Raw genomic sequence first — 24,372 nt, forward strand, 5'->3', positions numbered from 1 at the left:
ACACGTCACGTGGTGCCTGCTGTTCTACTCTTTGTTTTTGCTGGTACTGCTACTGCGTGAAGAAGACGATTGGCTATTGCTGCTCGCCGCCTTGGCGGGTTCGGACGCCGCCTTCATGTTCTCAGAGGCTTGATCGGCAGCCTGCTGCCCCGTTTCGGACATCATCTCTTCCAGATCAGCCTTGAACTTGAGGCTAATATCGGCCATTGCGCGGGCGTCTTCCAGCATTTGCTTGGACAGCGAGTTCAGCATATCGGCCTGCTGGGTGGTGAAATCGCGTGCGTCCTCGGCGTCCTTGACCTCGGAGGCCGCCCGCATACGCTCCACGCCCAGTTGGCTATAGCGCTTCATGGCATCGAGCTGGTATTCGGTCATCCGCTCCATATTGTCCAGCATCAGACCGTTGAACTTGCGCATCGGCTCGAAAAAGCCGCGCGTCTGTTCGGAAAAGGCACTAAACATTTTGTCCTGCATGACGGATTCCTCCTGGAGGATCTAAGGCAAGGCCAGTGCATTTATGCTGCACTGCACAAATAATAGCCCTACCCCTTTGAGCTTGCAATTGCCATATGTCAAGACCCTAGGACTTTTTTCGTTTCGAACTGTGAGTCTCTCCGTCACTTTGTGTATCGGCCTGGCGCAGCATATCCATCAACATCTGCTGGTAGTGGCCGAAACTGGCGACGCCCTGCGCCATGCCCTGCTGCAGGAAAGGCTGCATGAGACTCCAGGGGTCATAGCCCTCCACCCCGGCTTCCATCTGCTGGCGGATATGGGCCATCAGTTCCTGTTGAAAGACTTCGACATCCGGTAGCCCCATCGCCTGACGGAATTCTGCGGGGGTGAGGTCGAACTCGACATGGACTTTCATGAGACGCTCCCATTGCTAGCTCCTTTCAGTGTAGCGAGCCTTGCCTAAAATGAGAGCCGCCCCTACGAAAAAGCCCGCCTAGATAATAATAAGGCGGGCTTCGTCATGCATGACGCTGATCAGGCAACTTTCGATACAACGACGCTTAAAAGAAAACGCCTACCTCAAGCGGGGCGTGTCGACCTCGACATCGGCGTTCTGGGCGCGCTGGCGCAGGAAGTGATCCATCAGAGTAAGCGCCATCATCGCCTCGGCAATGGGCGTGGCCCGAATGCCCACGCAAGGGTCATGACGCCCCCGGGTGATGACCTCCACGGCTTCGCCATGGATATCGATCGAACGCCCCGGCTGGGTGATGCTCGAGGTCGGCTTGAGCGCCAGGTGCGCCACCAGTGTCTGACCGGAGCTGATGCCACCCAGCACGCCACCGGCATGATTGGAGAGGAAACCCTCGGGCGTCATCTCATCACGGTGCTCGCTGCCACGGCTTGCCACGGCGGCAAAACCGTCGCCGATCTCCACGCCCTTGACGGCGTTGATGCTCATCAAACCGTGGGCCAGTTCGGCATCCAGACGATCGAAGACCGGCTCACCAAGCCCCACCGGCACGCCCTCGGCGACGACGGTGATCCGCGCACCGACACTGTCCTGGTCGCGGCGCAGCTGATCCATGAAGGCCTCGAGCTCAGGGACCTTGTCCGGATCGGGGCAAAAGAACGGGTTGCTATCGACCGCTTCCCACTGCTTGAAGTCGATGCCGATGGGGCCCAGCTGACTCATATAGCCGCGCACGCGGATGCCCTGCGACGCCAAGTACTTGCGCGCAATAGCCCCGGCAGCGACGCGCATGGCCGTCTCGCGGGCGCTCGAACGCCCACCGCCGCGATAATCACGAATCCCGTACTTGTGATGATAGGTGTAGTCGGCATGCGCGGGACGGAACTGATCCTTGATCTTCGAATAGTCCTTGGAGCGCTGGTCGGTATTCTCGATCAACAGACCAATCGGCGTGCCGGTGGTCACGCCCTCGAAAACTCCCGAGAGGATGCGCACCTGATCGGGTTCGCGGCGCTGCGTGGTATGCCGCGAGGTGCCCGGCCGCCGCCGATCCAGATCATGCTGCAAATCCAAGGCATCGAGCTCGAGCCCCGGTGGGCATCCATCGACGATGGCGCCTAGCGCTTCGCCGTGGCTCTCGCCGAAGGTCGTGACGGTGAACAACTTGCCAAAAGTATTGCCGGACATTCCGCGCTCCTCAACGATCAGGCGAACGATGCCGCATATTGGTCGAGCTCGGCGGCGGTCAGCGCGAATACGCCCTCGCCGCCCCGCTCGAACTCGAGCCACAAGAACGGAACTTCGGGAAACGCCGCGTCGAGATGCCGCGCGGAATTGCCCACTTCGACGATCAACACGCCATCGTCGGTCAAATGCTCACGCGCCTCGCGCAGCATGCGGCGCACGATATCCAGCCCATCGTCGCCCGCTGCCAGGGCCAGGCTCGGCTCATGGCGGAACTCGGCCGGCATGCCCGCCAGGTCACGCGCGTCTACATAGGGCGGATTGGAAACGATGATGTCATAGCGCTGGCCGGCAACGCCGGCGAACAGATCCGAGGTCACCGCGCGTACGCGCTTACCCACATCGTGATGCACGATGTTGGCCTTGGCCACCGCCAACGCTTCGGGACTGATATCGACCAGATCGACCTCGGCCGTGGGCAGGTACAGCGCCGTGGCGATGCCGATACAGCCGGAACCGGCGCACAAGTCCAGCACCCGCGTCGGCGACCACTGGGGGAACCAGGCCGCGAAGCCGTCCTCGACCAGCTCCGCGATCGGTGAGCGCGGGATCAGTACCCGCTCGTCGACCTCGAAGGGATGGCCGGCGAAGAAGGCTTCGCCCAGCAAATAAGGCAGTGGCGTGCGCTGCTCGATGCGCTGGCGCACCAGGCTCACGACCCGGCGACGCTCGATCGGCAACAAGCGAGCGTCGAGCACCGCCGGATCGACATCCCAGGGCAGATGCAGTGCGCCCAGCACCAGTGCCACTGCCTCGTCCCACGCACTGGCCGTGCCATGCCCGAAATGCAGGCGATGCGCATTGAATTCACTGGTCGCCCAGCGCAGGCAATCACGCAACGACACCAGCCCTTCGGCCAGTGATGCGTCGTCGAGGGTCAGCGTGGAAACGTCGGTCGGTCGGGAAGCAGGCACGAAGCATCCTGTTAAGCGGTTCCATGGAATCGGCGATTGTACCCGGAGCGCGCGCCGGTTCACAGCCGTGGGCAAGTCGCTATACTGGGTGACCTTTCAACCGACCGTGCCGCCTGGGGAGTTTCGTCATGAGCCGACGCCGTGACCAGCCCGACGACGCCGATATCAACGTGTTTCGTCAAGCGCTGGAAGACGCCGGTGTGCATCGCCTGCATACCAACCGCGCCGATACCGGACGCCCGCGTCGCCGCGACGACGAGGCCGTGGCGGAGCGCCGTGCCGCCGCCACCAGCGCCGACACCCAAGCCCCCACCAGCCGCACCAGTGATGGGCGCGTCGAGCCGGTGCGCCCCAGCGAGGCGCTGGAATTCGCGGTCCCTGACCTCCCCTACCGAACGCGGACACAGCTCAAGCGCGGCAATATCGAATGGGAAGCCGGCCTGGATCTTCACGGCTACACCGTCAGCGAAGCACGTGAGCAACTCGAAACCTTCCTTCAAGACGCCCACGGGCAACGCTGGCGTTGCGTGCTGGTGATACACGGCAAGGCTCGCGCATCGCTACTGGGCAAGGACGACGATTACCCCGTCATCAAGAGCCACGTCAATGCTTGGCTACGCGAATGGCCCGCAGTGCTCGCCTTCTGCTCGGCACGCGATGCGGATGGTGGTACCGGAGCGGTCTATATCCTGCTCCGTCGGCGCGGCGATGCCGTCTAATCAACCGCTATCGGCCACGAGCATCCAGGTGCCAACTACTATCCAGGTTCCAACTTATATCCAGGTTCCAACTTATATCCAGGTTCCAACTTATATCCAAGTTCCAACTTATATCTAAGTTTTAACGTATCCAAGTTTCAACTCGGCTTGCGCCTGGCGGGTGTCATCAGCGGATGATGCTTGGCTTCAGTCACGTCCCCTCCGGTCACGGTCATGTCGCGATCCCCCTCGTAACGATCGATGGCCTGCGCGGCCAGATGATGCCCCAATTGAATCAGCGCTTCGGCCCGGTGAAACTCATAGGCACCGCACACGCTCTTGGGTACCTCGATCAAGATATCGGGGGGATACCCGGCCACTTTGTATTTGGCCAATGCCGCCTGGGTGATATCGAACGACGCCAGCATCATATCGAGCTTGCCCCAGGCACGTTCGGTCGCCGCTTGTTCGGAGGACTCGCTGTCCTCACCGTCTTCCTGGCCGTTGCCGAACATGTGCTGCACACGCTCGCGCACACCGCCTAGCCAGCCGCCGAATCCTTGCCCGCGCGATTCGCGTTCACGCTCGCGTGCCACTTCCTGGGCCGCTTCCTCGGGCGGCAGCATTTCCTCGAGCGTCACCTGCCGGGAGGTCTGCGCGGTGGAGTTGACCGCCACCACCAGATCGGCGTGAACCGCCACGGTGGGGATGATCGGCAGCGGGTTGAGCAAACCACCATCGACGAGAACATGCCCGTCCAGATGCACCGGTGTGATGATGCCAGGCACTGCGATGGAGGCACGGATCGCGCGCAAGAGCGGACCACTCTGGAACCAGATTTCCTTCTGCCGATTGAGGTCGGTGGCCACGGTCGTCAACGGAATGCTCAAGTCCTCGATGCGGATATCCCCGATCAGGCTCTCGAGCTTGTTCATCACCTTGCTGGCGCGCATCGCACCCATCGGGCTCCAGGTGACGTCGACCAGCTTGAGCACATCGAAATAATCTAGCTGGCAGACCCAGTCACGGTAGGCATCGAGCTGGCCGGCCGCATAGATACCGCCCACCAGGGCCCCCATCGAGCAGCCCGAAATGGCGGCGATCTCATAGCCACGAGCGACCAATTCCTCGATCACGCCGATATGCGTGTAACCTCTCGCGCCACCGCTGCCCAGTACCAACGCCACTCGCTTGCCCATGTCAGCGTTCTCCTTCACGCATGACGTCTCGTCGGCTCATCCGAGTCGGCGATGATCGCCTCGGCCACAGCGTCGACGGCGGGCGCTTCGAGATGCAGATGATGTCCTCCAGGCAGCATCACGCGCGTTAACCGAGCGATGGCGTCACGGGCTCGCTGGGCGTAGGCACGCTCGGCGAGAATGCCCTGCTCACCCTCGATCAACAGCACCGGAGCTTCGATAGTGCGCAGTAGCGACAGCATCTGCTCGGTGGTAAAGCGCACTAACGAGGGACGCAGCAAGCGACCGTCAGAGCGCAAGCGCACGTGGCCATCGTCTTCCACATCCAGATTACGGCGTACCAGGGGGGTAGCCGTATCGGTATCGATGGGTGTCACGCCACCCGCCACGCGCGCTGCAATAGCGGTGGCCTCGTCGGGATAGCGCGGTACCGTGGAACGCGAGCGACGACGCTGGATCAAGCCCATGCGCAGTTGCTTGGCGGTGTCGTCGACCTCGGTGGTCAAGGTGCCCAAGCCGTCTATCAGCACCAACCGAGCGACACGCTCCGGCATCGCAGCCGCCACCAGACACGAGACAGCCGCACCCATCGAATGCGCGAGTAGCGGCGCGCGATCGAGTCCCAATGCATCGAGTGCGTCCAACACGTCCAGCGTATATTCCCAGATCGGATAGTCGCCGCCTTCGGCGCGCGGCTGCGAGCGCCCATGGCCGGGGAAGTCGATCGCGACGATGCGAATTCCCAGACGCTCGACCAGCAACGGTGCCAAGCGCGAAAAGCTCTCGGCGTTATCCAGCCAGCCATGCAGCGCCAACCACACGGGCGCGTCGGCATCGCCCCAAGCCAGGGCCGCGAGTCGCCCATGGGCCAGATTCAGAGATTCGGGTTCGCGCATGAAGACTCCCACAGTTGATCGATCGAGGGCCCGCTCGCCACGCCGCCGCCCTCATGGATCATGGGTCGGTTTGAAGCGCGGCACTGGGCCTAGCAGGCTAACGGGTTTACCATAAACCTTTTCGTTTCCCAAGCCGACCAAGGAACAAGGAATCCTGCGTGCCAAGATCTCGACCGCCCCGCCCCACTCGTCTGCGCAACACCCTATTCTGGCTCGTCGTGGCCGCCGCCATCATCGTGGGCTTCGTCCTCGCCAGACAAGGAAACTGATCGCGCATGGACCTGCTGGCCGTTTTCTCGCATACGCTGCAAGTCACGCTGCCCGTCTTCGCCATGGTGTTTCTGGGGATCGTCTTCAAACGCATCGGCTGGATCGATGCGCATTTCATTTCCATGGCCTCGGCATTGGTGTTTCGCGCCACCATGCCGACACTGATTTTCCTGAGTATCGTTCGCGCCGATCTGGACGTCGCCCTGCAGCCGGGACTGATCGTCTATTTCCTGGGCTTTTCGGTACTGAGCTTCTTCCTCGCCTGGGGCTGGGCCATCTGGCGCTGCCCCCATGCCGAGCGCGGCGTCTTCACGCAAGGGGCTTTTCGCGGCAATTGCGGGATCGTCGGCTTGGCGCTTGCCGCCAACCAATACGGTGACTACGGACTCTCTCTAGGCAGCATCCTGGTCGGCGGTATCATCATCGTTTACAACGTGCTGGCGGCGATCATCCTTGCCTATTACAGCGCTGGTGCGCGTTCGGGCATCGGTGCGATTCTCAAGCATATTGCCAAGAATCCGCTCATCTTGGGTGTCTTGTTGGCGATTCCCTTTGCGTATTTCCATATCGACTTGCCCGCATGGCTGCTCACCTCGGGCGACTATTTCGGCGCCATGTCGCTACCGCTGGCCCTGGTCTGCATTGGTGGTACGCTATCGTTCACGTCCGTTAAGCAGAGTAGCAGCCTGGCACTGGATGCCAGCCTCTGGAAGGTCGTATGGCTTCCCCTTCTCGGCGTGCTGGGTGCCTTCGCACTAGGTTATCGTGGGCGCGAGTTGGGCATTCTCTTTCTCTTCTTCGGTAGCCCCGGCGCTGCGGCGAGTTTCGTCATGGCCAAGGCCGTGCATGCCAACGCCAAACTCGCCGCCAATATCATCGTCATCACCACCGTCGCCTCGCTGTTCACCCTCAGCGCGGGGGTATTCATACTGAAACTAGTGGGCTGGATCTAGGGCTCGACACGACAAGGAGTCAGCCGCCGCATGCTTGACAGTTATAGCGCACTCGCCGGGCAATTCTTTGGCGTGATCTCTTTGATACTCTGCTTGCTGGCCTTCGCCAGCAAGCGGGATGAGCGGCTGATGGGCCTATTGCTCTCCGCGAACGTGGCTTTCGCGCTTCAGTTCGTCCTCTTCGAGAGCTGGACGGCGGCGGCGCTGACGGTGCTGGTGATCGTTCGCATTGCGCTGGCGCGTCGTTACCCAGGTAGTAAGGGCGTCATGGCTGGCGTGCTGGTCGCCAGCGGTGTGGCAGCGCTGTTGACCTGGCAAGGTTGGGCGGATTTCCCAGCCATCGTGGCGATGACGGTGGGCACGGTGGGTATGTTTCTATTTCACGGCATATCCATGCGCATCTGCTTGGGGCTCGCAGCATTGTCCTGGTTTCTTAGCCATGCCTTGGTGGGCTCAGTGGGCGGCATGCTCGCCGAGGCGCTGGTATTCGTTACCAACGCCATCACCATCTATCGACTGGAGCGTGCCAGACGTCGCTACCCACAAGCGTTCGAATGAACATGTCGACCCGGGCCTCATCCGAGACTCCCAGGTCATCGAACAAGGGTCGCCATGTGCCCACGTACGGTGTCACGCCCGATAAGAAGCATAGGTATTACTCGCACGGCTCAGATGGTGACGCATCGCGTCGCGGGCCGCGTCCGAGTCGCCGGCGAGAATCGCCTCGAGAATATCGGCATGCTCCTCGGCGACACGCTCCAGGTAACGATGCGTCGCCGCCGTGTCGAGTTCGACGGACAGCAGCTTGGCGCGCGGAATAGCGCCCAGGTTCAACTGCTCGTACACCGTGGTGAATGCCGGATTATGCGTGGCCTGGGCCACCGCGAAATGGAAGGCGAAGTCTTCTTCCCGCGCCTGTGACTGATGCTGGAACGCCTCGATGAAGCGCCCATGCGCCTGACGCAGCCGCTCGATATCCGCATCGTCGCGCCGTACTGCGGCCAGGGCGGCGGCTTCCGGTTCCAAGGTCAAACGCAACTCGAGAATGCCCAGAATATCCTCGACCGTGGTCAGGCTGATGCGCTTGGCGGGATACGCTTCTTCCGGTGCCGCGCGCAGCACCCGCGTGCCGATCCCGCGACGCGTCTCGACCAAACCCAACGACTTGAGATGGGTAATCGCCTCCCGAACGACCGTGCGACTAACGCCAAACATCTCGCACAAGCCATTCTCTGGGGGCAGCTTATCCCCCACGGCGATATTGCCCTTCGAAATGATCTCCTCGAGCTGCTGAGAAACCTGCTGGGAAAGGCTTCCCTGCTGGGAGACACGTTTAACGTCAAGTGAGTTCATAGTGCATATTTCGCATAATGGTTGTTTACTCTTTATTCATTCGGCTTACCCACACCAAGCGCTTGCGGTCGATTCCCACCCCCGGAATCAAATACTGCATCGCTATGGCATCACTGCTCACGCTTGAGCTTCACTATCTTTCAACTGCAACAGTTCCGCATACAACGCAGCAGGAATTGTCACACCCACGCTCTGACTACGTACCCTGGCCGCATGTCGTCGCTGCGATGGTAAGCGAGCTCCTTGGGCGGTGATACCCTCGAACAAGACCTCAGCCTGTTGTAAACGCGTTTCAGCATCCGTACCCAGGAAAGCATGAGGGTCCATAGCCAGGATGAATTCGCCATGCTGCGGTGCCCCCTCTCCGCCATCATCGGCCGGACGCGTCTGATGTCCCAAACGGTCACCGATGAGAGGCCCTGCCAGAAGCTCAATCATGATCGACAAGGCGGCTCCCTTGTGGCCACCGAAAGGGAGCAGCGCCCCAGCCAACGCGGCCGTCGGATCAGTCGTCGACTGCCCCGCTCCATCGATCGCCCAACCTTCCGGAATCGACTCCCCCGCTCGACGATGGAGCTCAATCTCACCGCGTGCCACCACGCTCGTGGCGAAATCGAAGACGAAGGGCCCGCCCTCAGGCCGCGGCCAGGCAAACGCGATGGGGTTAGTCCCCAATAATGGCGAATGACCACCCGCTGGAGCGACGTAGGCATGGCTCGGCGTCATCGCCAAAGCGACCAAACCCTGTTCGGCCAAGGATTCCACCTCGGGCCACAACGCCGAGAAGTGAAAGGCATTGTTGACAGCAAGAGCCGCCACGCCGGTGGCACGCGCCTTATCTATCAGGGCTTGCCGAGCGGTCTCGAAAGCCAGTAGCGAACAGCCGCCGCGCGCATCGACACTCACCACGCCCGGCGCCTGGTCAGCCACCTCGGGGACAGCATGCGGATCGACGCCGCCAAGGCGAACGGTGCGTACGCAGTCAAGAAGCCGGTACAAACCGTGCGAATGGCACTCATCGCGCTGCGCCGCCACCACACTACGAGCAATGGCGGCCGCATGGTCCTTGGAGAAGCCATTTTGCTCAAGAACATCGACACTCAGCGTCCATGCTTCCTCGAGCGATAGCCTTGCCTGATCATTCATAAGTGCCCCCAACGACTGACACATCACCATGGGTGTTTTTCAGTTGTCATCCGGATGGCCGGCCGTAACGAACTTGCCACCTTGATAGACGATCGCCGGATCATGAGGATCGAGCTCACCGGCGTCTTCCTCGACCTCGACTCGCCAAGGTTCCGAACTATCCTGCGGAGCCCAGCCGAGAAACGCTGATTTGCTGTTATCCCACCATGCTTCGGTGTTCGCCGATGCGCCATAGACAACGGTACACCCCAGCTTGGGAGCCACGAAGGCGCGCTTCATCAGACGCATGAAATCCTCGACGCTCAACCAGGTAGCCATCATTCGCGTGTCTTTCGGCTTGGGGAAACAAGAACCGATACGCACGCTGAGGGTCTCGATATCGAATTTGTGGTAATACAAGCTTGCCAGGTCCTCGCCGAAGCACTTGGACAAACCATACAGCGAGTCGGGACGACGCGGCACCTCGGTATCGATGCGTGTAGTACGTGGATAGAAGCCGATGGTGTGGTTGGAGCTGGCAAACACGATGCGCGGCTTTCCGAGGTTTCGAGCCGCTTCGTAAAGATTGTAAGCCCCGATGATGTTGGCCTGGAGAATAGCGTTCCAGGGTTGTTCCACCGAGACACCGCCAAGGTGAATGATCCCATCACAACCGGCGACCAGATTTCTCACAGCCTCGGCATCGGCGAGATCACAGGGCACCAACTCTTCATGCGGCTGGGCCTCGCCCAATTCAGCGATATCGGACAGGCGTACTTGTTCTGCCAGTTGATCCAGGTACGGTCGGATCGCTTTACCTACACCACCGGCCGCGCCTGTCACCAAAATTCGATTCAACATGCCCTACACTCCTTCAATATTCAGTACGCGCGATATCAACACACATGATCGTCATCGCGTTCATGCGCGCTCATTCAACAAGATAGCGACATCTAGAAGCCGTAAAGTCGCGCCGGATTGTCGACGAGAATCCGCTGGCGCTGCTCGGCCGAGGCCCACTCGAGTAACACGTCGAGTTGCTCGGCATCGTCGGGGTACTGCTCGCGCGGCACGCCGACATGCGGCCAGTTAGAGCCCCAGATGATGCGCTCGGGCGCATGCGCGATGACCCGCTTGGCGATGGCGCCGATATCCGTATAGTCGGGACCGCCAGTCTGGCTGGCTTCGTAGCCCGCGCAAATCTTGAACCAGGCGTTGCCACGGTCCAGCAACCGCAGGATTTCGTCGATCCGGGGATCGTCCGGCGCGACCGGGGGCATGAACTTGCCGATATGGTCGATGATGTACTCACCTTCGATACGTCGCAGGTCGTCGACGTAGTCGTTCAGATTGCAGCCGTTGAACTGCACCATCAGGTGCCAGCCCAACGGGCGAATACGCTTCTCGACGTCGAGCATCTCATCGTTGGTGACCGCGCCCCCCGACAGATTCATGATCCGCGCCCCGCGCACGCCCTTGTCATGCCAGACCTTAAGGTCGCTGTCCGGCGTATCGGGCGTTACCGCGGCCACACCGCGGGCAGCTTGCGTGCCCAACTGATCGAGCGCCGTGAGTAGAGCGCGATTGTCACGCTGATACGCATTGGGCTGGGTGACGACGACACGCTCGAGCGACAGCCACCGCTGGAGCTTGCGATAATCCTCGACCGTTGCCAGCTCGGGAATCTTCGGACCGCCGGGTTGGGCATCGAAGCCCGGCGGATACAGGTGAATATGACAGTCGGTCGCCCCGGCCGGCGCCGTGAGCTTGGGGGCCGGACCGTCGAGCGGACGAGTGTTGGCAGGGATCTCTGACACGCTCATGCCTCCTTCAAAGCGAATTGGCGCAATGCATCACGATCGATCTCGATGCCCAGACCAGGTCCATCGGGGATCTGCATGACACCGCCGGCATGTTCCAACGGCGTTTTGACGACCGCCTGGCGGAAAGGGTTATGCGTCCGGTCGAACTCCATGATGGGTTCCCGAGGGCGACGACGAGGCGGATTCGGTGGCAACGCCGCCATGCTCTGCAGGCTCGCAGCCAGGCACACTGCCGTTCCCCACACATGCGGCACCAGGCGAACGCCGAACATGGCCGCCATATCGACGACACGGCGCATTTCCGAAAACCCTCCCACGCTACAGACATCCGGCTGCACAATATCCACCGCACGAGTTTGCAGCGGTTCCAACATGGCATAACGACCATGCCAATTTTCACCACTCGCCACGGGAATCGGCTGCCCATCACGCACCGCGTGATAGGTGGAAATCTGCTCCGGCAACACCGGCTCCTCGAACCAATCCACCCCGAAGGCCGAGGCACGCTTGCCCACATCCAACGCCTCAAGCAGATCGTACCCATGGTTGGCATCGATCATCAGGCGCCCCTCGGGACCCAGCGACTCGCGCGCGGCAGCAATCACTTCCAGATCTTCTTCGACGTCGAACCCAATCTTGATCTTCACGCCGTGAAAGCCTTCCCGGACATAGCCGGCAACTTCCTCGGCCGTATCCTGGATACGATCGACCCCATCACGTTTGAACGAGCCAGTGGCATAAGCCCGCACGGATTCACGAAAACGTCCACCCAGCAGCTCGGATACTGGCGCGTCATAGCGCTTACCCTTGATATCCCAGAGTGCGATATCGATACCGCTTAGCGCCGTTACAGTCAGACCACGTTGCCCCTGATCGCGCAGGCGGTTATAGAGCTCGAGCCACAGCTTTTCCGTTTCCAGCGGGTTACATCCGATGAGTGCCGCCGAATACGCACTGACCACGGCGGCATTGGGCTTGGCGGGTCCCAAGCATTCACCCCAGCCGATGGTGCCATCATCACAGACGATTTCGACCAGGCAATGTTGGCGCCTATCGAAACGCATGGACGCGCTTTCGAAGGCCTGTTCGAGCTTATAGTCGAGAATATGTGTATATACTTTTTCGATCTTCATATCGAATAACTCATAAGCGGATAGAAGAAACTCATTGCTGACTCATTACTGAAAGAAACTAGGCAATGTCAGCGATATTGCCGGCACATAGGTCACTAGCATCAGCACTATGAAAAGCGCCAGATAGAATGGCCAAATGGTGCGTACCGCGTGCTCGATCTTGATCTTGCCAATCACGCTGCCAACAAAGAGACACGCCCCAACGGGAGGCGTACAAAGCCCCAACCCTAGGTTCATCATCATCATGATGCCGAATTGAATCGGGTCCATCCCGAACTGCTGAGCAACTGGCAGGAAAATGGGGGTACAAATCAAGATCAGCGCCGCCATGTCCATGATCATTCCGAGCCCGAGCAGGAGCAGGTTGAGCATCAGCAGGATGACGTAAGGGTTGTCGGAAATCCCCAGCAACGCATCGGTCAGCAATTGCGGCACACTGTACAGCGCCAGTAAGTAGGAAAAGGCCGAGGCACATCCCACTAGAATCATGACGAGTGAGGTCGTACGCACGGCCTGATAAACAGCCTGCTTGAAGGGCTCCCAACGCAGCTCGCGGTAGACTAACCCCGTCACGACAATGGCATAGAGCGCACCAAAAGCACCGGATTCGGTTACCGTCAGAATCCCAGAGAGCACTCCGCCGACGATGATCACTGCGGTCAACAGTCCAGGCAACGCTGCCACGAAGCTGACGAGCAATGACATCCAGCCAGGGAACGGTTCACCCTTATAGCCCCGTTTAACCGCCACGATGTAGGCCGCCACTGCCAATGCCAAACACATCAGCACACCCGGTACGATACCGGCGATAAATAGCTGAGTGATCGAGATACCGCCACCCGCCGCGACGGCGTAGAGGATCATGTTGTGGCTGGGTGGAATCACCACGCCAGCAACCGACGACGTAACAGTCACATTGACCGCATAGTCGGCGTCGTAGCCCTTTTCCTTCATAATCGGAATGAGGATCGAACCAAGTGCTGAGGTGTCGGCAACTGCCGAGCCCGAAATACCGCCAAACAACATGGACGAGCTGACATTGACCATGCCCAGCCCTCCACGAACACGCCCTACTGCTGCCGATGCCAGCCGAACCAAACGGGTGGATATGCCACCATGTAGCATCAGCTCCCCGGCAAAAATGAAGAACGGTATGGCTAGTAACGAAAAGACAGAAATACCGGAAAGAATCCTCTGAAAACCGACGAAAAGCGGCAACCCCTCGTAAAGGAACGTGACGACCGAGGCCAGCCCCACGGCAAAGGCTACCGGCGCACCGACGATCAGCCCAAGGAAGAAAACGCCGAAAAGAATCATCAGGCCCATGGTGTCACTTCCTCCCGTACTTAATGAGACGTTGGGCGATGTTGACACCCGAAAATAGCACCATCAGTAGGCCGCAAATCGCCAGCGGTGCCGCACGCCAACTCTCGGAAAGACCGATCATGGGAATCGCACGACTGAGGTTATCCATGACCAAAAGCCAACCCTGCCAGGCCATGAAGCCTCCAAAAGCAGCCACACAGAAATCGGCGATATAGCGCATGATTTCGCGCGGCAACGCCGGCAACCCTTCGCGGACGAAATCGATGCTCAGGTGGGTATTATTACGCACGCCAGCAGCCGCCCCCAGACAAGTGATGTAAACGACAATCAGCAGTGAGGATTGCTCTACCCACGTTGGCGTGTCGTTGAGAACGTAACGACCAAAGACCAGCCAACCGAACGTTACGATAAGAAAAACGAGCAGAATACCCGAAACGATGATGCACAGATGTGCAATGCCATCCAGGAGGCGATCGAATGCCGTCTGAAGTGGCGGCTCTTCGCCCTGGTCGCTTAATTGGTCGGAATATGAACTCACGATATTCAATCCTTTCAAGACGCTCCGGGGAGACTTTCGCCCGGAGCGCTTCGTGGAACTAACGGATCACTTCTGGGCGGCCTGAATATCCGTCACCAGCGATTCCAAATCCGGATGTTCCTGGATGAACTCATCGTATATTGGCTGCATCTTGGCCTGAAATGCCGACTTGTCATCCACTTCATTGATCTTCACGCCAGCATCGAGGACCTTCTGCTTGCTCTCCTGGACACCTTCTTCCCAGAGCTGCCGCTGTTGCTTGGCGGCATCTTCCGCCGCTTCGCGTACAGCCTTCTGGTCTTCATCGCTGAGCTCTTCCCAGCTGGCTTTGGCGACACACAGACACTCAGGCAGGATCAAGTGCTCGGTCAGGGAGTAGTACTTTGCCACCTCGTAGTGACCGCTGGATTCATAGGATGGGTAATTGTTCTCGGCGCCGTCGATGACCCCGGTCTTGAGCGACTGATAGACTTCACTATAAGCCATCGGCGTCGCGTTACCGCCCATCTCGTCGATCATTTGGACATAGAGATCATTGTTCATGACGCGGACCTTGAGGCCCTCGACGTCGTCGGGTGTCTTCACCGGATGATCGGTATTGTAGAGGCTGCGCGCCCCGGAGCCGAACCAGGACAGCGCGATCAGGTTTTTATCGGCCAGCGCATCGGCGAAGCGATCACCGATCTCGCCATCCATGATGCGGTACATGTCATCAGGACTTTTGAAAATGAACGGCAGTGAAAGGACGTTAGTGGCGGGCACGATTGGCCCCATCGGTCCCATATTAAAGTTGGCAAAGTCCAACGCACCGCTACGCACCTGCTCGATGGCATCCGGCTGATCGCCCAGCACCGCGTTATGATAGACCTTAGGCTCGACACGACCGTCGGTCTTCTCGGCAACCTCCTTGGCAAAACTTTCCAGGGCTTGGCCATTCGGGTAGCTCGGTGGGTGGATGTTCCATCCACGCCAGCTGTCCGCTTGTGCTGCCGCCGAGATAGAAACACTCAACAGCATACCGATCATCGCTGCTGCTTTTACATGGCTTGTCGTCTTGAGTCTTTTGTTGGTTTGCATGACGTTGCTCCTTATGGCTCATATTGTTTCGTTATATTGAACTGACCATACTGATTAGTTAGCGCCTCTCCCCTTATTGCTCGACAACATAAACGATTAAAAATCAATGCCGCTTCCTAGTAATTACTACGAAAGCATCATGATTAAAATCCATCCGTTCCGTTTACGATAACTCGAAGCCTTCAAACTCACTTCCATTGGACTGCCCCATCAATGATGCACGAAGCACCTACGAGTTAGACCTACAACCTGCCTGACGGACTAAATGTGGAATGTTTCATTACTTCATGAGTCTAGGCTCTAAATTTCATGTTGTCATACATCATACCGGAATGAAGTGTAGACATTAGGCTAAGACAGCGAAACGCAACGTGGGAGTCTGGCTGATACACCCTATCGGCAGCTAAAGCGCACCACCGCATGCTGCAAGCAGCATGCGGTGGTCGAGGACTGCCTTTTAGGCCTGTCGTATCCGCTGGTGGTGGGCAGGGCGAGCGTTGCGTTTAACCGTAGATATCCTGACTGCGTAGATAATCATCATAACTGCCGCTGAAATCGACAATGTCGTCGTCCTTCATCTCGATGATACGAGTCGCCAAGGAGCCGACGAATTCGCGGTCATGGCTGACGAAGATCAAGGTGCCGGGATAGTTTTCCAGCGCCAGGTTGAGCGCTTCTATCGACTCCATGTCGAGGTGGTTGGTGGGTTCATCCATCACCAGCACGTTGGGCTTCTGCAGCGCCAGCTTACCGAACAGCATCCGCCCCTGTTCGCCCCCGGAGATCACCTTGACCGACTTACCGATGTCATCGTTGGAGAACAGCATCCGGCCCAGCGCACCGCGTACGGTCTGCTCACCTTCTGCGGTCCACTGCCGCATCCATTCAAAAAGCGTCTCACCGCCTTCGAAATCATCGGCGTGATCTTGGGCGAAGTAGCCCACTTCCGCCGCATCGGTCCATTTCACCTCGCCCGCATCCGGCGTCATAGTGCCGACCAGGCAGTTCAGCAGGGTCGTCTTACCAATCCCGTTGGGCCCGATGATAGCGACTCGTTCGCCGGCTTCGACCTGCAAATCGAAGCGGTCGAACAGCACGTTGTCACCCCACGCCTTGGAGAGCTTCTCCGCGTTCAACGCATGTCGGTGTATCTTTTTGGTCTGCTCGAAGCGAATGAACGGGCTGACGCGTGACGACGGCTTGACCTCATCGAGCTGAATCTTGTCGATCTTGCGTTGGCGCGACGTGGCCTGCTTGGCCTTGGAGGCGTTGGCCGAGAAGCGGCTGACGAATTGCTGTAGCTCGGCGATCTCGGCCTTCTTCTTGGCGTTATCGGCATGCAAGCGCTCCCGCGCTTGGGTAGCAGCGGTCATATACTCATCATAGTTCCCCGGAAACAGCGTCAGCTCGCCGTAGTCAAGATCCGCCATATGAGTGCAAACACTATTCAAGAAGTGGCGGTCGTGAGAAATGATGATCATGGTCGAGCTACGTGAACGCAGGATCCCCTCCAGCCACCGGATCGTATTGATATCCAAATGGTTGGTCGGCTCGTCGAGGAGCAGCACGTCGGGATCACTGAACAGCGCCTGAGCCAGCAGTACGCGCAGCTTCCAGCCCGGTGCCACCACGCTCATCGGTTGGGTGTGCTGCGCAAGAGGAATGCCGAGACCGAGCAGCAACTCTCCCGCGCGCGCCTCTGCTGTATAACCGTCGAGTTCGGCGTAGCGCACCTCAAGGTCAGCGACTTTCATGCCATCTTCCTCAGACATCTCAGTCTGCGAATAGATACGCTCGCGCTCGGCGGTCACCTCCCAAAGCTCTGTGTTACCCATTATCACGGTGTCGATGACACGCTCGTTTTCGAACGCGAACTGATCCTGACTCAGCTTACCGAGCCGTGTGGTGGCGTCCTTCATAACCTGGCCGTTGGTGGGTTCCAGGTCGCCACCCAGAATCTTCATGAAGGTAGACTTGCCGCAACCATTGGCACCGATCAGGCCATAGCGGTTGCCCTCTCCGAACTTGACGGAGACATTTTCGAATAACGGCTTGGCGCCGAACTGCATGGTGATGTTGGCGGTAGAGAGCAAAATCGGGGTTCTCGCGGGAAACGGCGTGAATGAAGCGACGGCGGACCCGGCGGTACGAGCCCCAACCTATGTCGAGGCAGCATTGTACGCGCTGGCAACGACCAACGTCAGCGCCATCCTCTAATTACGAACTCTGGTATGTGATAAGCGAACAAAAAGACCACTCCGAAGAGTGGCCTTGAGTACCTGAAAGGCGTCGTCGCGACGCCGGGCATCAGCTCTCGCGTTTACCGTCGACCAAACGATCCAGCTTGAACGGATTGCTCTGCTTGATCGCTTCTGGCAGAAGGCCGTCGGGCAGGTTCTGGTAGCAGACCGGACGCAGGAAGCGATAGATCGCCGCAGTACCCACGGACGTAGTGCGTGAATCCGACGTTGCCGGGAACGGGCCGCCATGGACCATCGCGTCACACACCTCGACACCGGTCGGCCAACCGTTGACCAGAATACGCCCCGCCTTGCGCTCAAGCGTCGGCAACAACTGGCGCGCCGCATCGAGATCAGCGTCATCCATTTGCAGTGTCACCGTCAATTGGCCTTCCAAGTGCTCGGCAACCTTCGCAAGTTCGGCCGCATCGGCACATTCAACGACCAACGAGGTGGCACCAAAAACCTCGCCTTGCAACGCTTCGTCACTCAGGAAGTCCTGCGCCGCAGTCACGAACAGACCAGTTTGGCACTGGTTCGGACCTTCGCCCTTCTCGCCGCGCGCCACTTCCTTCGCCTTGCCATTACTCACCAGCGCGCCGACACCGTTTTCGTAGGCTTCATGGATGCCCGGCGTCAGCATGGTCTGCGGCGCACTGCCCTTGACCACGTCACCAGCGGCAGAAAGGAACGCATCGAGTTCCGGCCCCTTGATCGCGACGACCAATCCCGGGTTAGTGCAGAACTGCCCCGCGCCCATATTGAGCGATCCTACGAATGCCTTGCCCATCTCTTCGCCGCGCGCCTTGAGCGCCGCCGGCAGCGGGAAGACCGGATTGATCGAGCTCATTTCGGCATAGAACGGGATCGGCTCAGAGCGCGACTGAGCCGCCTTCCACAAAGCCAGGCCGCCGCTGCGTGAACCCGTGAAGCCAGCCGCCTTGACGCGAGAATCCGTGACCAGGGCAGTACCTACCTCACGGCCGGAGCCGAATATCAGTGAGAAGACACCTTCCGGCAGGCTGCACTTCTTGACGGCGGACTGAATTGCGCGGCCAACCAACTCGCTGGTACCCGGGTGGGCGGCATGTGCCTTGACGATGACCGGGCAGCCCGCTGCCAATGCGGAAGCGGTGTCGCCACCGGCGACGGAAAACGCCAACGGAAAGTTGCTGGCACCGAAGACGACGACCGGGCCGAGCGCAATGTGGCGCTGGCGCAGATCGACACGCGGCATCGGCTGACGATCCGGCAATGCCGGGTCAACACGAACATCGAGCCATTCACCGTCACGCACGACGCGAGCGAACATGCGTAGCTGACCGCAGGTACGGCCGCGCTCGCCCTGAATGCGCGCCTGGGGTAGACCCGTCTCGGCCACGGCGCGCTCGATCAGATCGTCACCGAGCGCTTCGATCTCATCGGCGATGGTTTCGAGGAACTTGGCGCGACCCTCGAGCGAGGTCTCGCGGTAGGTATCGAAGGCGTTCCAGGCCAGTTCGCAGGCACGTTCGACCTCCACTTGCGTACCGCCCGAATAGGCTGGATCGAGACGCTCGTTGGTGGCTGGATTGATCGCCTGGATCGCATCACGACTGCCTTGGACGAGCTGCTGACCGATTATTTGTTTCCCTTCTATAATCATGCAGTTACTCCTATCGTAGAGTGCCGAAAGAGGCACAATTCAAGTCAAGTGTAGCGCAGGCATCAGCGCACTAGAGCCGGGCGCTTGGGGTCGAACTCCCACCCCGGGATCAGATACTGCATCGCCATGGCATCGTTGCGCTGTGTCACGTCGAGGCTCTTATAAAGTTGATGCGCCTCCATCAACTTGTCCTCGTCCAGCTCGACGCCGAGCCCCGGCACGGATGGTACCTTGAGCTTGCCATCCCGGATCTTGAACGGCTCTTTAGTGATACGTTGACCGTCCTGCCAGATCCAGTGGGTGTCAATGGCAGTGATCTCACCCGGGCAGGCCGCCGCCACATGCGTCATCATCGCCAGCGAGATGTCGAAGTGATTGTTGCTGTGCGAGCCCCAGGTCATACCCCACTCATTACACAATTCGCCGACCATCACCGCGCCCTGCATGGTCCAGAAGTGGCAATCCGCGAGGGGGATATCGACTGAATTGAGCTGCACGGCATACTGCAACTGTTTGAAGTCGGTGGCGATCATGTTCGTCGCGGTAGGCAAGCCGGTGCGCTTCTTGAACTCCGCCATGGTCTCACGACCGGAATAGCTTTCTTCCTGACCACAGGGATCTTCAGCATAGCTCAGAAGATGCTTGATCGGTTCCAGAACGCGCACGGCTTCGTCGAGCGACCAGGCACCATTGGGATCCAGGGTCAGCCGCGCCTCGGGGAATGCCTCATGCAAGGCACGGATGCAGTCAGCCTCTTGCTCGCCGCTCAGCACGCCGCCCTTGAGTTTGAAGTCCCTGAAGCCATATCGCTCATAAGCGGCCTTGGCCAGGTTGGCGACGGCCTCAGGCGTCAATGCCTCCTTGCGTCGTACTTCATCCCAGGCATCCTGCGGATTCTCGGCTTTGGGATAAGGCAGGTCGGTCTTGTCCGGATCGCCGAGCAGGAACAGATAGCCCAGTGCCTCGACTTCATCGCGCTGGCGACCGTATTGTCCCAAGAGATCCGCCACCGGCATGCCCAACGCCTGGCCCAGAAGATCAAATAACGCGGATTCGATGCCCGTCAGCACATGTACCGCTACACGCAGGTCAAACGTCTGACGGCCGCGCTCTTCACGGCCGTTTTTTGCCAGAAGCTGTTTCGTTTGATTCAGCGTCTTCTTGATATCGGTGACACGCGATCCCTCGACCACCTCACGGCACTGCTCCAGCCCATTGAGAATACCCGCGCTCGAAGGGATTTCGCCCACGCCTTTATTACCCGCGTCGTCTTCGAGAATCACCACACAGCGGATGAACCAAGGCGCGTGGCCACCGCTCAAGTTGAGCAGGAAACCATCGTATCCGGCTACGGGGACAATGCGCATGCCTTTGATTTTTGGAAACATTAGTCTTGCCTCTTGTAACGACTTCAAGATGGTCAGGTCACGGGGGCGGGGTTGAATAACACTAGGTCGTTGTAAAGACCTAGTCGATCAGCAGCGACTCGGCGGTGGCCGCTGGCCACGTCGAGGATTAGTTGGAACAGCTCCCAACCCATCTCCTCGATAGAAACCTCACCGGTTGCGATACGCCCAGCATCGAGATCGATCAGATCGTGCCAGCGTTTCCCTAATGTAGAGTTGGTGGAAACCTTGATCACCGGCGTCATCGGTAGGTTGTAGGGCGTTCCACGCCCAGTGGTAAAAACCTGCAGGTTCATACCCGCAGCGGCCTGGAGAGTGCCGCAAATGAAGTCACTGGCCGGGGTAGCAGCGAAGGTCAGGCCACGCTTACGTAGCCGCTCACCGGGGCCAATGACATCGACAATAGGCGAGCTACCGGACTTGATCACTGAGCCCAAGGCCTTCTCGACGATATTGGAGAGCCCGCCCTTCTTGTTACCTGGTGAGGTATTGGCGCTGCGATCCGCCTGGCCCTGAGACAAGTAATTGTCGTACCAGGCCATCTGGTCGATCAGCGCCTGGCCGACCGACGCATCCACCGCGCGTGGCGTCAGCAGATGAATCGCATCGCGCACCTCGGTCACCTCGGAGAACATCACGCTGCCCCCCGCGCGTACGATCAAGTCAGTAGCGAAGCCCACGGCCGGATTGGCAGTCAGCCCGGAGAAGGCATCGCTACCGCCACATTGCATGCCCACTACCAATTCGGAAACCGGGCAGGTTTCACGCTGGCGCTTGTCGAGACGCTCGAGGTGCCGCTCCGCCATGGCCATGATGCCCTCGACCATATCGGAAAAACTCTCGAAAGACTCATCCTGCAGGCTCAGTACGTTGGCCTGGGGGTCAGCGGCCTCGGTGTTTTCGTAGATCCTCACCGGCCGATCATCGACCAGGGTGGACGGCTGTAGTTTCTCGCAGCCCAACCCGATAACCATCACCTCGTCGCCGAAGTTGGGGTTCTGGGCCAGATTCTTGAGCGTACGAATGGGTATTACCGCGGCCGGCGCATTGATTGCCACGCCACAGCCATAGCTATGGTTGAGCCCCACCACATCATCGACATTGGGAAACTTGGGCAACAGCTCATTTTTAATGCGCTGCACCACATGATCCACGATACCGGCCACGCACTGGACGCTGGTGGTGATACCAAGCACGTTCTTGGTCCCGACACTGCCGTCAGCATTACGAAACCCCTCAAAAGTGTACCCCTCCAGCGGCTCCGACGTCGGCGCCGGGCGAGTAGCAAGCGGCAGATCTTCCAGTGCCGGCGGAGTAGGCATGTGCAGGTTGGTCTCGTTGACATGACCACCACAAGGGATCGCCACGGCGGCCGTTCCTATCACCTCCCCGTAGCGAATCACTGCATCGCCCTCGGTCAGAGACACCAGAGCGACCTTATGCCCTTGAGGAACATTCACCGTGAGCTCGATCCCGTCGTCGAGACGCTCGCCAGCGACCAGCCCACCCTGAGCGACGGCGACGGCAACATTGTCACTGGGGTGAATGCGAATTACCCGAGGAGACTGCTGCACCTGCGTCATAGTGGGGCCTCGTGGTTGTGTAACTTGAAGAAACTCATTGGGTCGTCTCCAGGCGGTTTTTGGCGCGGCTTTTCAGCCCCATTACCACGGAGAAGGTGACCGAGGCAGCGATCAGCAGCCAGAGCACCACCGCGATGGGACTCTTGGTGAAGAAGATCGAGTAAGTGCCGAAGGATTCCAGGCTCTTGACGAAGTAGACCTCCGCCTGCCCACCAAGAATGAAGCCGATGATCAACGGCGCCACCTCGAGTCCGACTTTCTGGATCAGATAGCCCAGCACGCCAAAGATCAGCAGGGTCCAGACATCGAACATGATGCCGTAATTGATGGCATAGGCGCCGACCACGCACATCATCACGATGATCGGATAAAGGATGTACTTGGGTACCAACACCACCTTGGCGATATGCTTGATGGCATAGAACATCAGGAAGAACATTACGATATTGGCAAACACCAAGGCGGTCATCATCACGTACCAGGTGTCGGCGTTTTCCGGGATGAACAAAGGCCCGACCTGGATGCCCTGCAGCGTGAAGGCACCGATCAGCACTGCAGTGGTGGAGTCTCCCGGAATGCCGAGTGACAACAACGGAATCAATGCGCCGCCAGTCAGCGCATTGTTAGCCGACTCGGAGGCAATTAGCCCCTGAGGCGCCCCCTTACCCATCTCGCTGGAATCCCGGGATAGATTCTTCTCTTGGGTATAGGCCAGCACTGAAGCGGCACTACCACCGACGCCCGGCAGCATGCCGACGAAGGTGCCGATAAAGGAAGAACGCACCAGATTGGTTAGCCGGCCCTTGAACAGGTTGAGGGAGAAACCGCCACCCTTGCCGATTTTGATCTCTGTGCCGGCCAGCCCACTCTTCACGCCCTTCTCGGCTTCCAGAAGGATGGTCGCGATACCGAAGATACCGATAAGCACCGGCAAGAGGGAGAAACCCTCGAACAAGTAAGGTTCGAGGAAATCGAACATCAACCGCGTATGGCCATTGCCACCGTCAGAGATACTGTAGGTACCGATCAGGCTCAGCCAGATACCCAGCACGCCGCTGAAAATACCCACCAGCATGTTGCGCGACATGGAAGCAATGACGGTAAGCGCCAGCAAGATGATCAGGAACTTCTCCACATAGGAGAACTTGATCGAGAACTCGGCAAGTAACGGCGCAAACAAGAAAAGAATGGCGGCACTGATAAGACCACCGACCACGGAGGCCACCACACTGACCCTCAGGGCACGCTCCCCTTCTCCCTTCTGGGCCATGGGATAGCCATCGAAGGTGGTGGTAATAGAGGACGGCGTGCCGGGAATATTGAGCAGCACAGCCGGCACCATGCCACCGGAAATCCCCCCGACGTAAAGGCCCAGTAGCAGCGCCAAACCATGATGAAGCCCGAGGGCATAGGTGAGCGGCAAGCACACCGCCACGGCCATGGTCGCGGTCATCCCTGGGATCGCCCCGAAGATGATACCGATCAAGGCGCCCATGGCCGCCAGCAGGAAGAAGGTGATATCTAGTAACGACAGGATATCCAACATGGAAAGACTCCGCTACGGCAGGGTGATCTGGAATAGCTTGGCGAGGATGAACCACGCCAGGCTCGGCGCCACAATGGCATTGATGACAGCCGTAATGACCTTTCGCTTGGTCTTGGTGTGCATGTACATCATCGACATCAAGAAAACGAAAGCCATAGAGACGAACAAAAAGCCGTAGCCCGTATAAGGAAAGAGGTTCCCGACCACCGCCATCAGATAGAAATAAGCGGCAATTAAGGCAATAGAGCCAAAGAAACGAAACTTATCCATGGATTCACCCAGAATTGGCAACGTTTCTTCTCCTCGCCTTACTGCTGCGAGGAAAGGCACCACTTTGAACACAAGGATCAGAGCGAAAAGCCCTCCCATCAGCCAGTTTATAATATGAGGAAAAAACAGGTGAGAGGTCTCGAAATCAATCGAGACACTAAACAAAGATGTCAGACCTGATTCCATAGCGGCTCCGACAAAGGC

At 58.9% G+C, this 24,372-nt stretch carries 23 protein-coding genes; 3 read left to right on the forward strand and 20 right to left on the reverse strand.

What is annotated here, in order from left to right; all coding sequences use genetic code 11:
• Nucleotides 1-24 precede the first annotated feature (24 nt).
• The 4 genes from OP494_RS08390 to prmB all read right to left on the reverse strand — a co-directional run bounded on the left by OP494_RS08390 (nucleotide 25) and on the right by prmB (nucleotide 3,087).
• Nucleotides 25-474, reverse strand: coding sequence for a phasin family protein (locus OP494_RS08390; protein WP_280540290.1), 450 nt, complete (start codon nucleotides 472-474; stop codon nucleotides 25-27).
• Between the two features lie 106 nt (nucleotides 475-580).
• Nucleotides 581-871 carry a hypothetical protein gene (locus OP494_RS08395; protein ID WP_280540291.1) on the reverse strand — a complete coding sequence of 97 codons (291 nt, stop codon included), beginning with the start codon at nucleotides 869-871 and terminating at the stop codon, nucleotides 581-583.
• Between the two features lie 159 nt (nucleotides 872-1,030).
• A complete protein-coding gene (aroC, locus tag OP494_RS08400) occupies nucleotides 1,031-2,116 on the reverse strand; it encodes a chorismate synthase (RefSeq protein WP_280540292.1) in 1,086 nt (361 codons plus the stop codon).
• Between the two features lie 17 nt (nucleotides 2,117-2,133).
• A complete protein-coding gene (gene prmB / locus OP494_RS08405; protein WP_280540293.1) occupies nucleotides 2,134-3,087 on the reverse strand; it encodes a 50S ribosomal protein L3 N(5)-glutamine methyltransferase in 954 nt (317 codons plus the stop codon).
• Between the two features lie 128 nt (nucleotides 3,088-3,215).
• Between prmB and OP494_RS08410 the strand changes: the two genes are divergently transcribed.
• The gene (locus tag OP494_RS08410) at nucleotides 3,216-3,806 is read left to right on the forward strand and encodes a Smr/MutS family protein (protein ID WP_280540294.1); all 591 of its coding nucleotides are present in this window, start codon (nucleotides 3,216-3,218) and stop codon (nucleotides 3,804-3,806) included.
• Between the two features lie 137 nt (nucleotides 3,807-3,943).
• Here OP494_RS08410 and OP494_RS08415 read toward each other — a convergent pair whose 3' ends face one another.
• Together OP494_RS08415 and OP494_RS08420 are read right to left on the reverse strand one after the other, a co-directional pair.
• A complete protein-coding gene (locus OP494_RS08415) occupies nucleotides 3,944-4,984 on the reverse strand; it encodes a patatin-like phospholipase family protein (RefSeq protein ID WP_280540295.1) in 1,041 nt (346 codons plus the stop codon).
• 14 nt (nucleotides 4,985-4,998) lie between these two features.
• Nucleotides 4,999-5,880 carry an alpha/beta hydrolase gene (locus OP494_RS08420; protein ID WP_280540296.1) on the reverse strand — a complete coding sequence of 294 codons (882 nt, stop codon included), beginning with the start codon at nucleotides 5,878-5,880 and terminating at the stop codon, nucleotides 4,999-5,001.
• Nucleotides 5,881-6,155: 275 nt separating this feature from the next.
• Between OP494_RS08420 and OP494_RS08425 the strand changes: the two genes are divergently transcribed.
• Together OP494_RS08425 and OP494_RS08430 are read left to right on the forward strand one after the other, a co-directional pair.
• Nucleotides 6,156-7,103 carry an AEC family transporter gene (locus tag OP494_RS08425; RefSeq protein ID WP_280540297.1) on the forward strand — a complete coding sequence of 316 codons (948 nt, stop codon included), beginning with the start codon at nucleotides 6,156-6,158 and terminating at the stop codon, nucleotides 7,101-7,103.
• A gap of 30 nt (nucleotides 7,104-7,133) precedes the next feature.
• Nucleotides 7,134-7,661, forward strand: coding sequence for a YgjV family protein (locus tag OP494_RS08430; protein WP_280540298.1), 528 nt, complete (start codon nucleotides 7,134-7,136; stop codon nucleotides 7,659-7,661).
• Between the two features lie 72 nt (nucleotides 7,662-7,733).
• Here the strand turns inward: OP494_RS08430 and OP494_RS08435 are convergent, their stop codons facing one another.
• From OP494_RS08435 to OP494_RS08500, 14 genes are all read right to left on the reverse strand, one after another.
• Nucleotides 7,734-8,456, reverse strand: coding sequence for a FadR/GntR family transcriptional regulator (locus tag OP494_RS08435; protein WP_280540299.1), 723 nt, complete (start codon nucleotides 8,454-8,456; stop codon nucleotides 7,734-7,736).
• 117 nt (nucleotides 8,457-8,573) lie between these two features.
• The gene (locus OP494_RS08440) at nucleotides 8,574-9,602 is read right to left on the reverse strand and encodes an Ldh family oxidoreductase (protein ID WP_280540300.1); all 1,029 of its coding nucleotides are present in this window, start codon (nucleotides 9,600-9,602) and stop codon (nucleotides 8,574-8,576) included.
• Nucleotides 9,603-9,641: 39 nt separating this feature from the next.
• A complete protein-coding gene (locus OP494_RS08445) occupies nucleotides 9,642-10,442 on the reverse strand; it encodes an NAD(P)-dependent oxidoreductase (protein ID WP_280540301.1) in 801 nt (266 codons plus the stop codon).
• Nucleotides 10,443-10,534: 92 nt separating this feature from the next.
• Nucleotides 10,535-11,398 carry an amidohydrolase family protein gene (locus tag OP494_RS08450; RefSeq protein ID WP_280540302.1) on the reverse strand — a complete coding sequence of 288 codons (864 nt, stop codon included), beginning with the start codon at nucleotides 11,396-11,398 and terminating at the stop codon, nucleotides 10,535-10,537.
• Nucleotides 11,399-11,400: 2 nt separating this feature from the next.
• Complete coding sequence (locus OP494_RS08455; RefSeq protein ID WP_280540303.1) at nucleotides 11,401-12,537, reverse strand: mandelate racemase/muconate lactonizing enzyme family protein; 1,137 nt, start codon at nucleotides 12,535-12,537, stop codon at nucleotides 11,401-11,403.
• Nucleotides 12,538-12,582: 45 nt separating this feature from the next.
• The gene (locus OP494_RS08460; protein ID WP_280540304.1) at nucleotides 12,583-13,863 is read right to left on the reverse strand and encodes a TRAP transporter large permease; all 1,281 of its coding nucleotides are present in this window, start codon (nucleotides 13,861-13,863) and stop codon (nucleotides 12,583-12,585) included.
• Between the two features lie 4 nt (nucleotides 13,864-13,867).
• Entirely contained in the window at nucleotides 13,868-14,419 is a 552-nt protein-coding gene (locus OP494_RS08465; RefSeq protein WP_280540305.1) for a TRAP transporter small permease, read from the reverse strand.
• Between the two features lie 48 nt (nucleotides 14,420-14,467).
• On the reverse strand, nucleotides 14,468-15,478 hold the full coding sequence (locus tag OP494_RS08470) for a TRAP transporter substrate-binding protein (protein ID WP_280540306.1): 1,011 nt from the start codon (nucleotides 15,476-15,478) through the stop codon (nucleotides 14,468-14,470).
• Nucleotides 15,479-15,981: 503 nt separating this feature from the next.
• Nucleotides 15,982-17,571 carry an ABC-F family ATPase gene (locus tag OP494_RS08475; protein ID WP_280540307.1) on the reverse strand — a complete coding sequence of 530 codons (1,590 nt, stop codon included), beginning with the start codon at nucleotides 17,569-17,571 and terminating at the stop codon, nucleotides 15,982-15,984.
• A gap of 214 nt (nucleotides 17,572-17,785) precedes the next feature.
• Entirely contained in the window at nucleotides 17,786-19,363 is a 1,578-nt protein-coding gene (locus OP494_RS08480) for an aldehyde dehydrogenase (NADP(+)) (protein ID WP_280540308.1), read from the reverse strand.
• A 62-nt stretch (nucleotides 19,364-19,425) separates the two neighbouring features.
• Entirely contained in the window at nucleotides 19,426-20,751 is a 1,326-nt protein-coding gene (locus tag OP494_RS08485; protein WP_280540309.1) for an enolase C-terminal domain-like protein, read from the reverse strand.
• 32 nt (nucleotides 20,752-20,783) lie between these two features.
• Entirely contained in the window at nucleotides 20,784-22,352 is a 1,569-nt protein-coding gene (garD, locus tag OP494_RS08490) for a galactarate dehydratase (RefSeq protein ID WP_280540310.1), read from the reverse strand.
• A gap of 34 nt (nucleotides 22,353-22,386) precedes the next feature.
• A complete protein-coding gene (locus tag OP494_RS08495; protein WP_280540311.1) occupies nucleotides 22,387-23,898 on the reverse strand; it encodes a tripartite tricarboxylate transporter permease in 1,512 nt (503 codons plus the stop codon).
• Nucleotides 23,899-23,910: 12 nt separating this feature from the next.
• Nucleotides 23,911-24,354: a tripartite tricarboxylate transporter TctB family protein gene (locus OP494_RS08500; RefSeq protein ID WP_280540312.1), complete on the reverse strand. Its 444-nt coding sequence runs from the start codon at nucleotides 24,352-24,354 to the stop codon at nucleotides 23,911-23,913.
• Nucleotides 24,355-24,372: the final 18 nt, after the last annotated feature.

This window comes from Chromohalobacter sp. 11-W (assembly GCF_029889905.1).
In the GTDB taxonomy this organism is placed as follows: Bacteria; Pseudomonadota; Gammaproteobacteria; order Pseudomonadales; family Halomonadaceae; genus Chromohalobacter.

Excerpts from the sequence above, each read along its gene's own strand:
- OP494_RS08390 (WP_280540290.1), bottom strand. The coding sequence starts at position 474 with ATGCAGGACAAAATGTTTAGTGCCTTTTCCGAACAGACGCGCGGCTTT.
- OP494_RS08395 (WP_280540291.1), bottom strand. The coding sequence starts at position 871 with ATGAAAGTCCATGTCGAGTTCGACCTCACCCCCGCAGAATTCCGTCAG.
- aroC (WP_280540292.1), bottom strand. The coding sequence starts at position 2,116 with ATGTCCGGCAATACTTTTGGCAAGTTGTTCACCGTCACGACCTTCGGC.
- OP494_RS08410 (WP_280540294.1), top strand. The coding sequence starts at position 3,216 with ATGAGCCGACGCCGTGACCAGCCCGACGACGCCGATATCAACGTGTTT.
- OP494_RS08415 (WP_280540295.1), bottom strand. The coding sequence starts at position 4,984 with ATGGGCAAGCGAGTGGCGTTGGTACTGGGCAGCGGTGGCGCGAGAGGT.
- OP494_RS08420 (WP_280540296.1), bottom strand. The coding sequence starts at position 5,880 with ATGCGCGAACCCGAATCTCTGAATCTGGCCCATGGGCGACTCGCGGCC.
- OP494_RS08425 (WP_280540297.1), top strand. The coding sequence starts at position 6,156 with ATGGACCTGCTGGCCGTTTTCTCGCATACGCTGCAAGTCACGCTGCCC.
- OP494_RS08430 (WP_280540298.1), top strand. The coding sequence starts at position 7,134 with ATGCTTGACAGTTATAGCGCACTCGCCGGGCAATTCTTTGGCGTGATC.
- OP494_RS08435 (WP_280540299.1), bottom strand. The coding sequence starts at position 8,456 with ATGAACTCACTTGACGTTAAACGTGTCTCCCAGCAGGGAAGCCTTTCC.
- OP494_RS08440 (WP_280540300.1), bottom strand. The coding sequence starts at position 9,602 with ATGAATGATCAGGCAAGGCTATCGCTCGAGGAAGCATGGACGCTGAGT.
- OP494_RS08445 (WP_280540301.1), bottom strand. The coding sequence starts at position 10,442 with ATGTTGAATCGAATTTTGGTGACAGGCGCGGCCGGTGGTGTAGGTAAA.
- OP494_RS08455 (WP_280540303.1), bottom strand. The coding sequence starts at position 12,537 with ATGAAGATCGAAAAAGTATATACACATATTCTCGACTATAAGCTCGAA.
- OP494_RS08460 (WP_280540304.1), bottom strand. The coding sequence starts at position 13,863 with ATGGGCCTGATGATTCTTTTCGGCGTTTTCTTCCTTGGGCTGATCGTC.
- OP494_RS08470 (WP_280540306.1), bottom strand. The coding sequence starts at position 15,478 with ATGCAAACCAACAAAAGACTCAAGACGACAAGCCATGTAAAAGCAGCA.
- OP494_RS08480 (WP_280540308.1), bottom strand. The coding sequence starts at position 19,363 with ATGATTATAGAAGGGAAACAAATAATCGGTCAGCAGCTCGTCCAAGGC.
- OP494_RS08485 (WP_280540309.1), bottom strand. The coding sequence starts at position 20,751 with ATGTTTCCAAAAATCAAAGGCATGCGCATTGTCCCCGTAGCCGGATAC.
- garD (WP_280540310.1), bottom strand. The coding sequence starts at position 22,352 with ATGACGCAGGTGCAGCAGTCTCCTCGGGTAATTCGCATTCACCCCAGT.
- OP494_RS08495 (WP_280540311.1), bottom strand. The coding sequence starts at position 23,898 with ATGTTGGATATCCTGTCGTTACTAGATATCACCTTCTTCCTGCTGGCG.
- OP494_RS08500 (WP_280540312.1), bottom strand. The coding sequence starts at position 24,354 with ATGGAATCAGGTCTGACATCTTTGTTTAGTGTCTCGATTGATTTCGAG.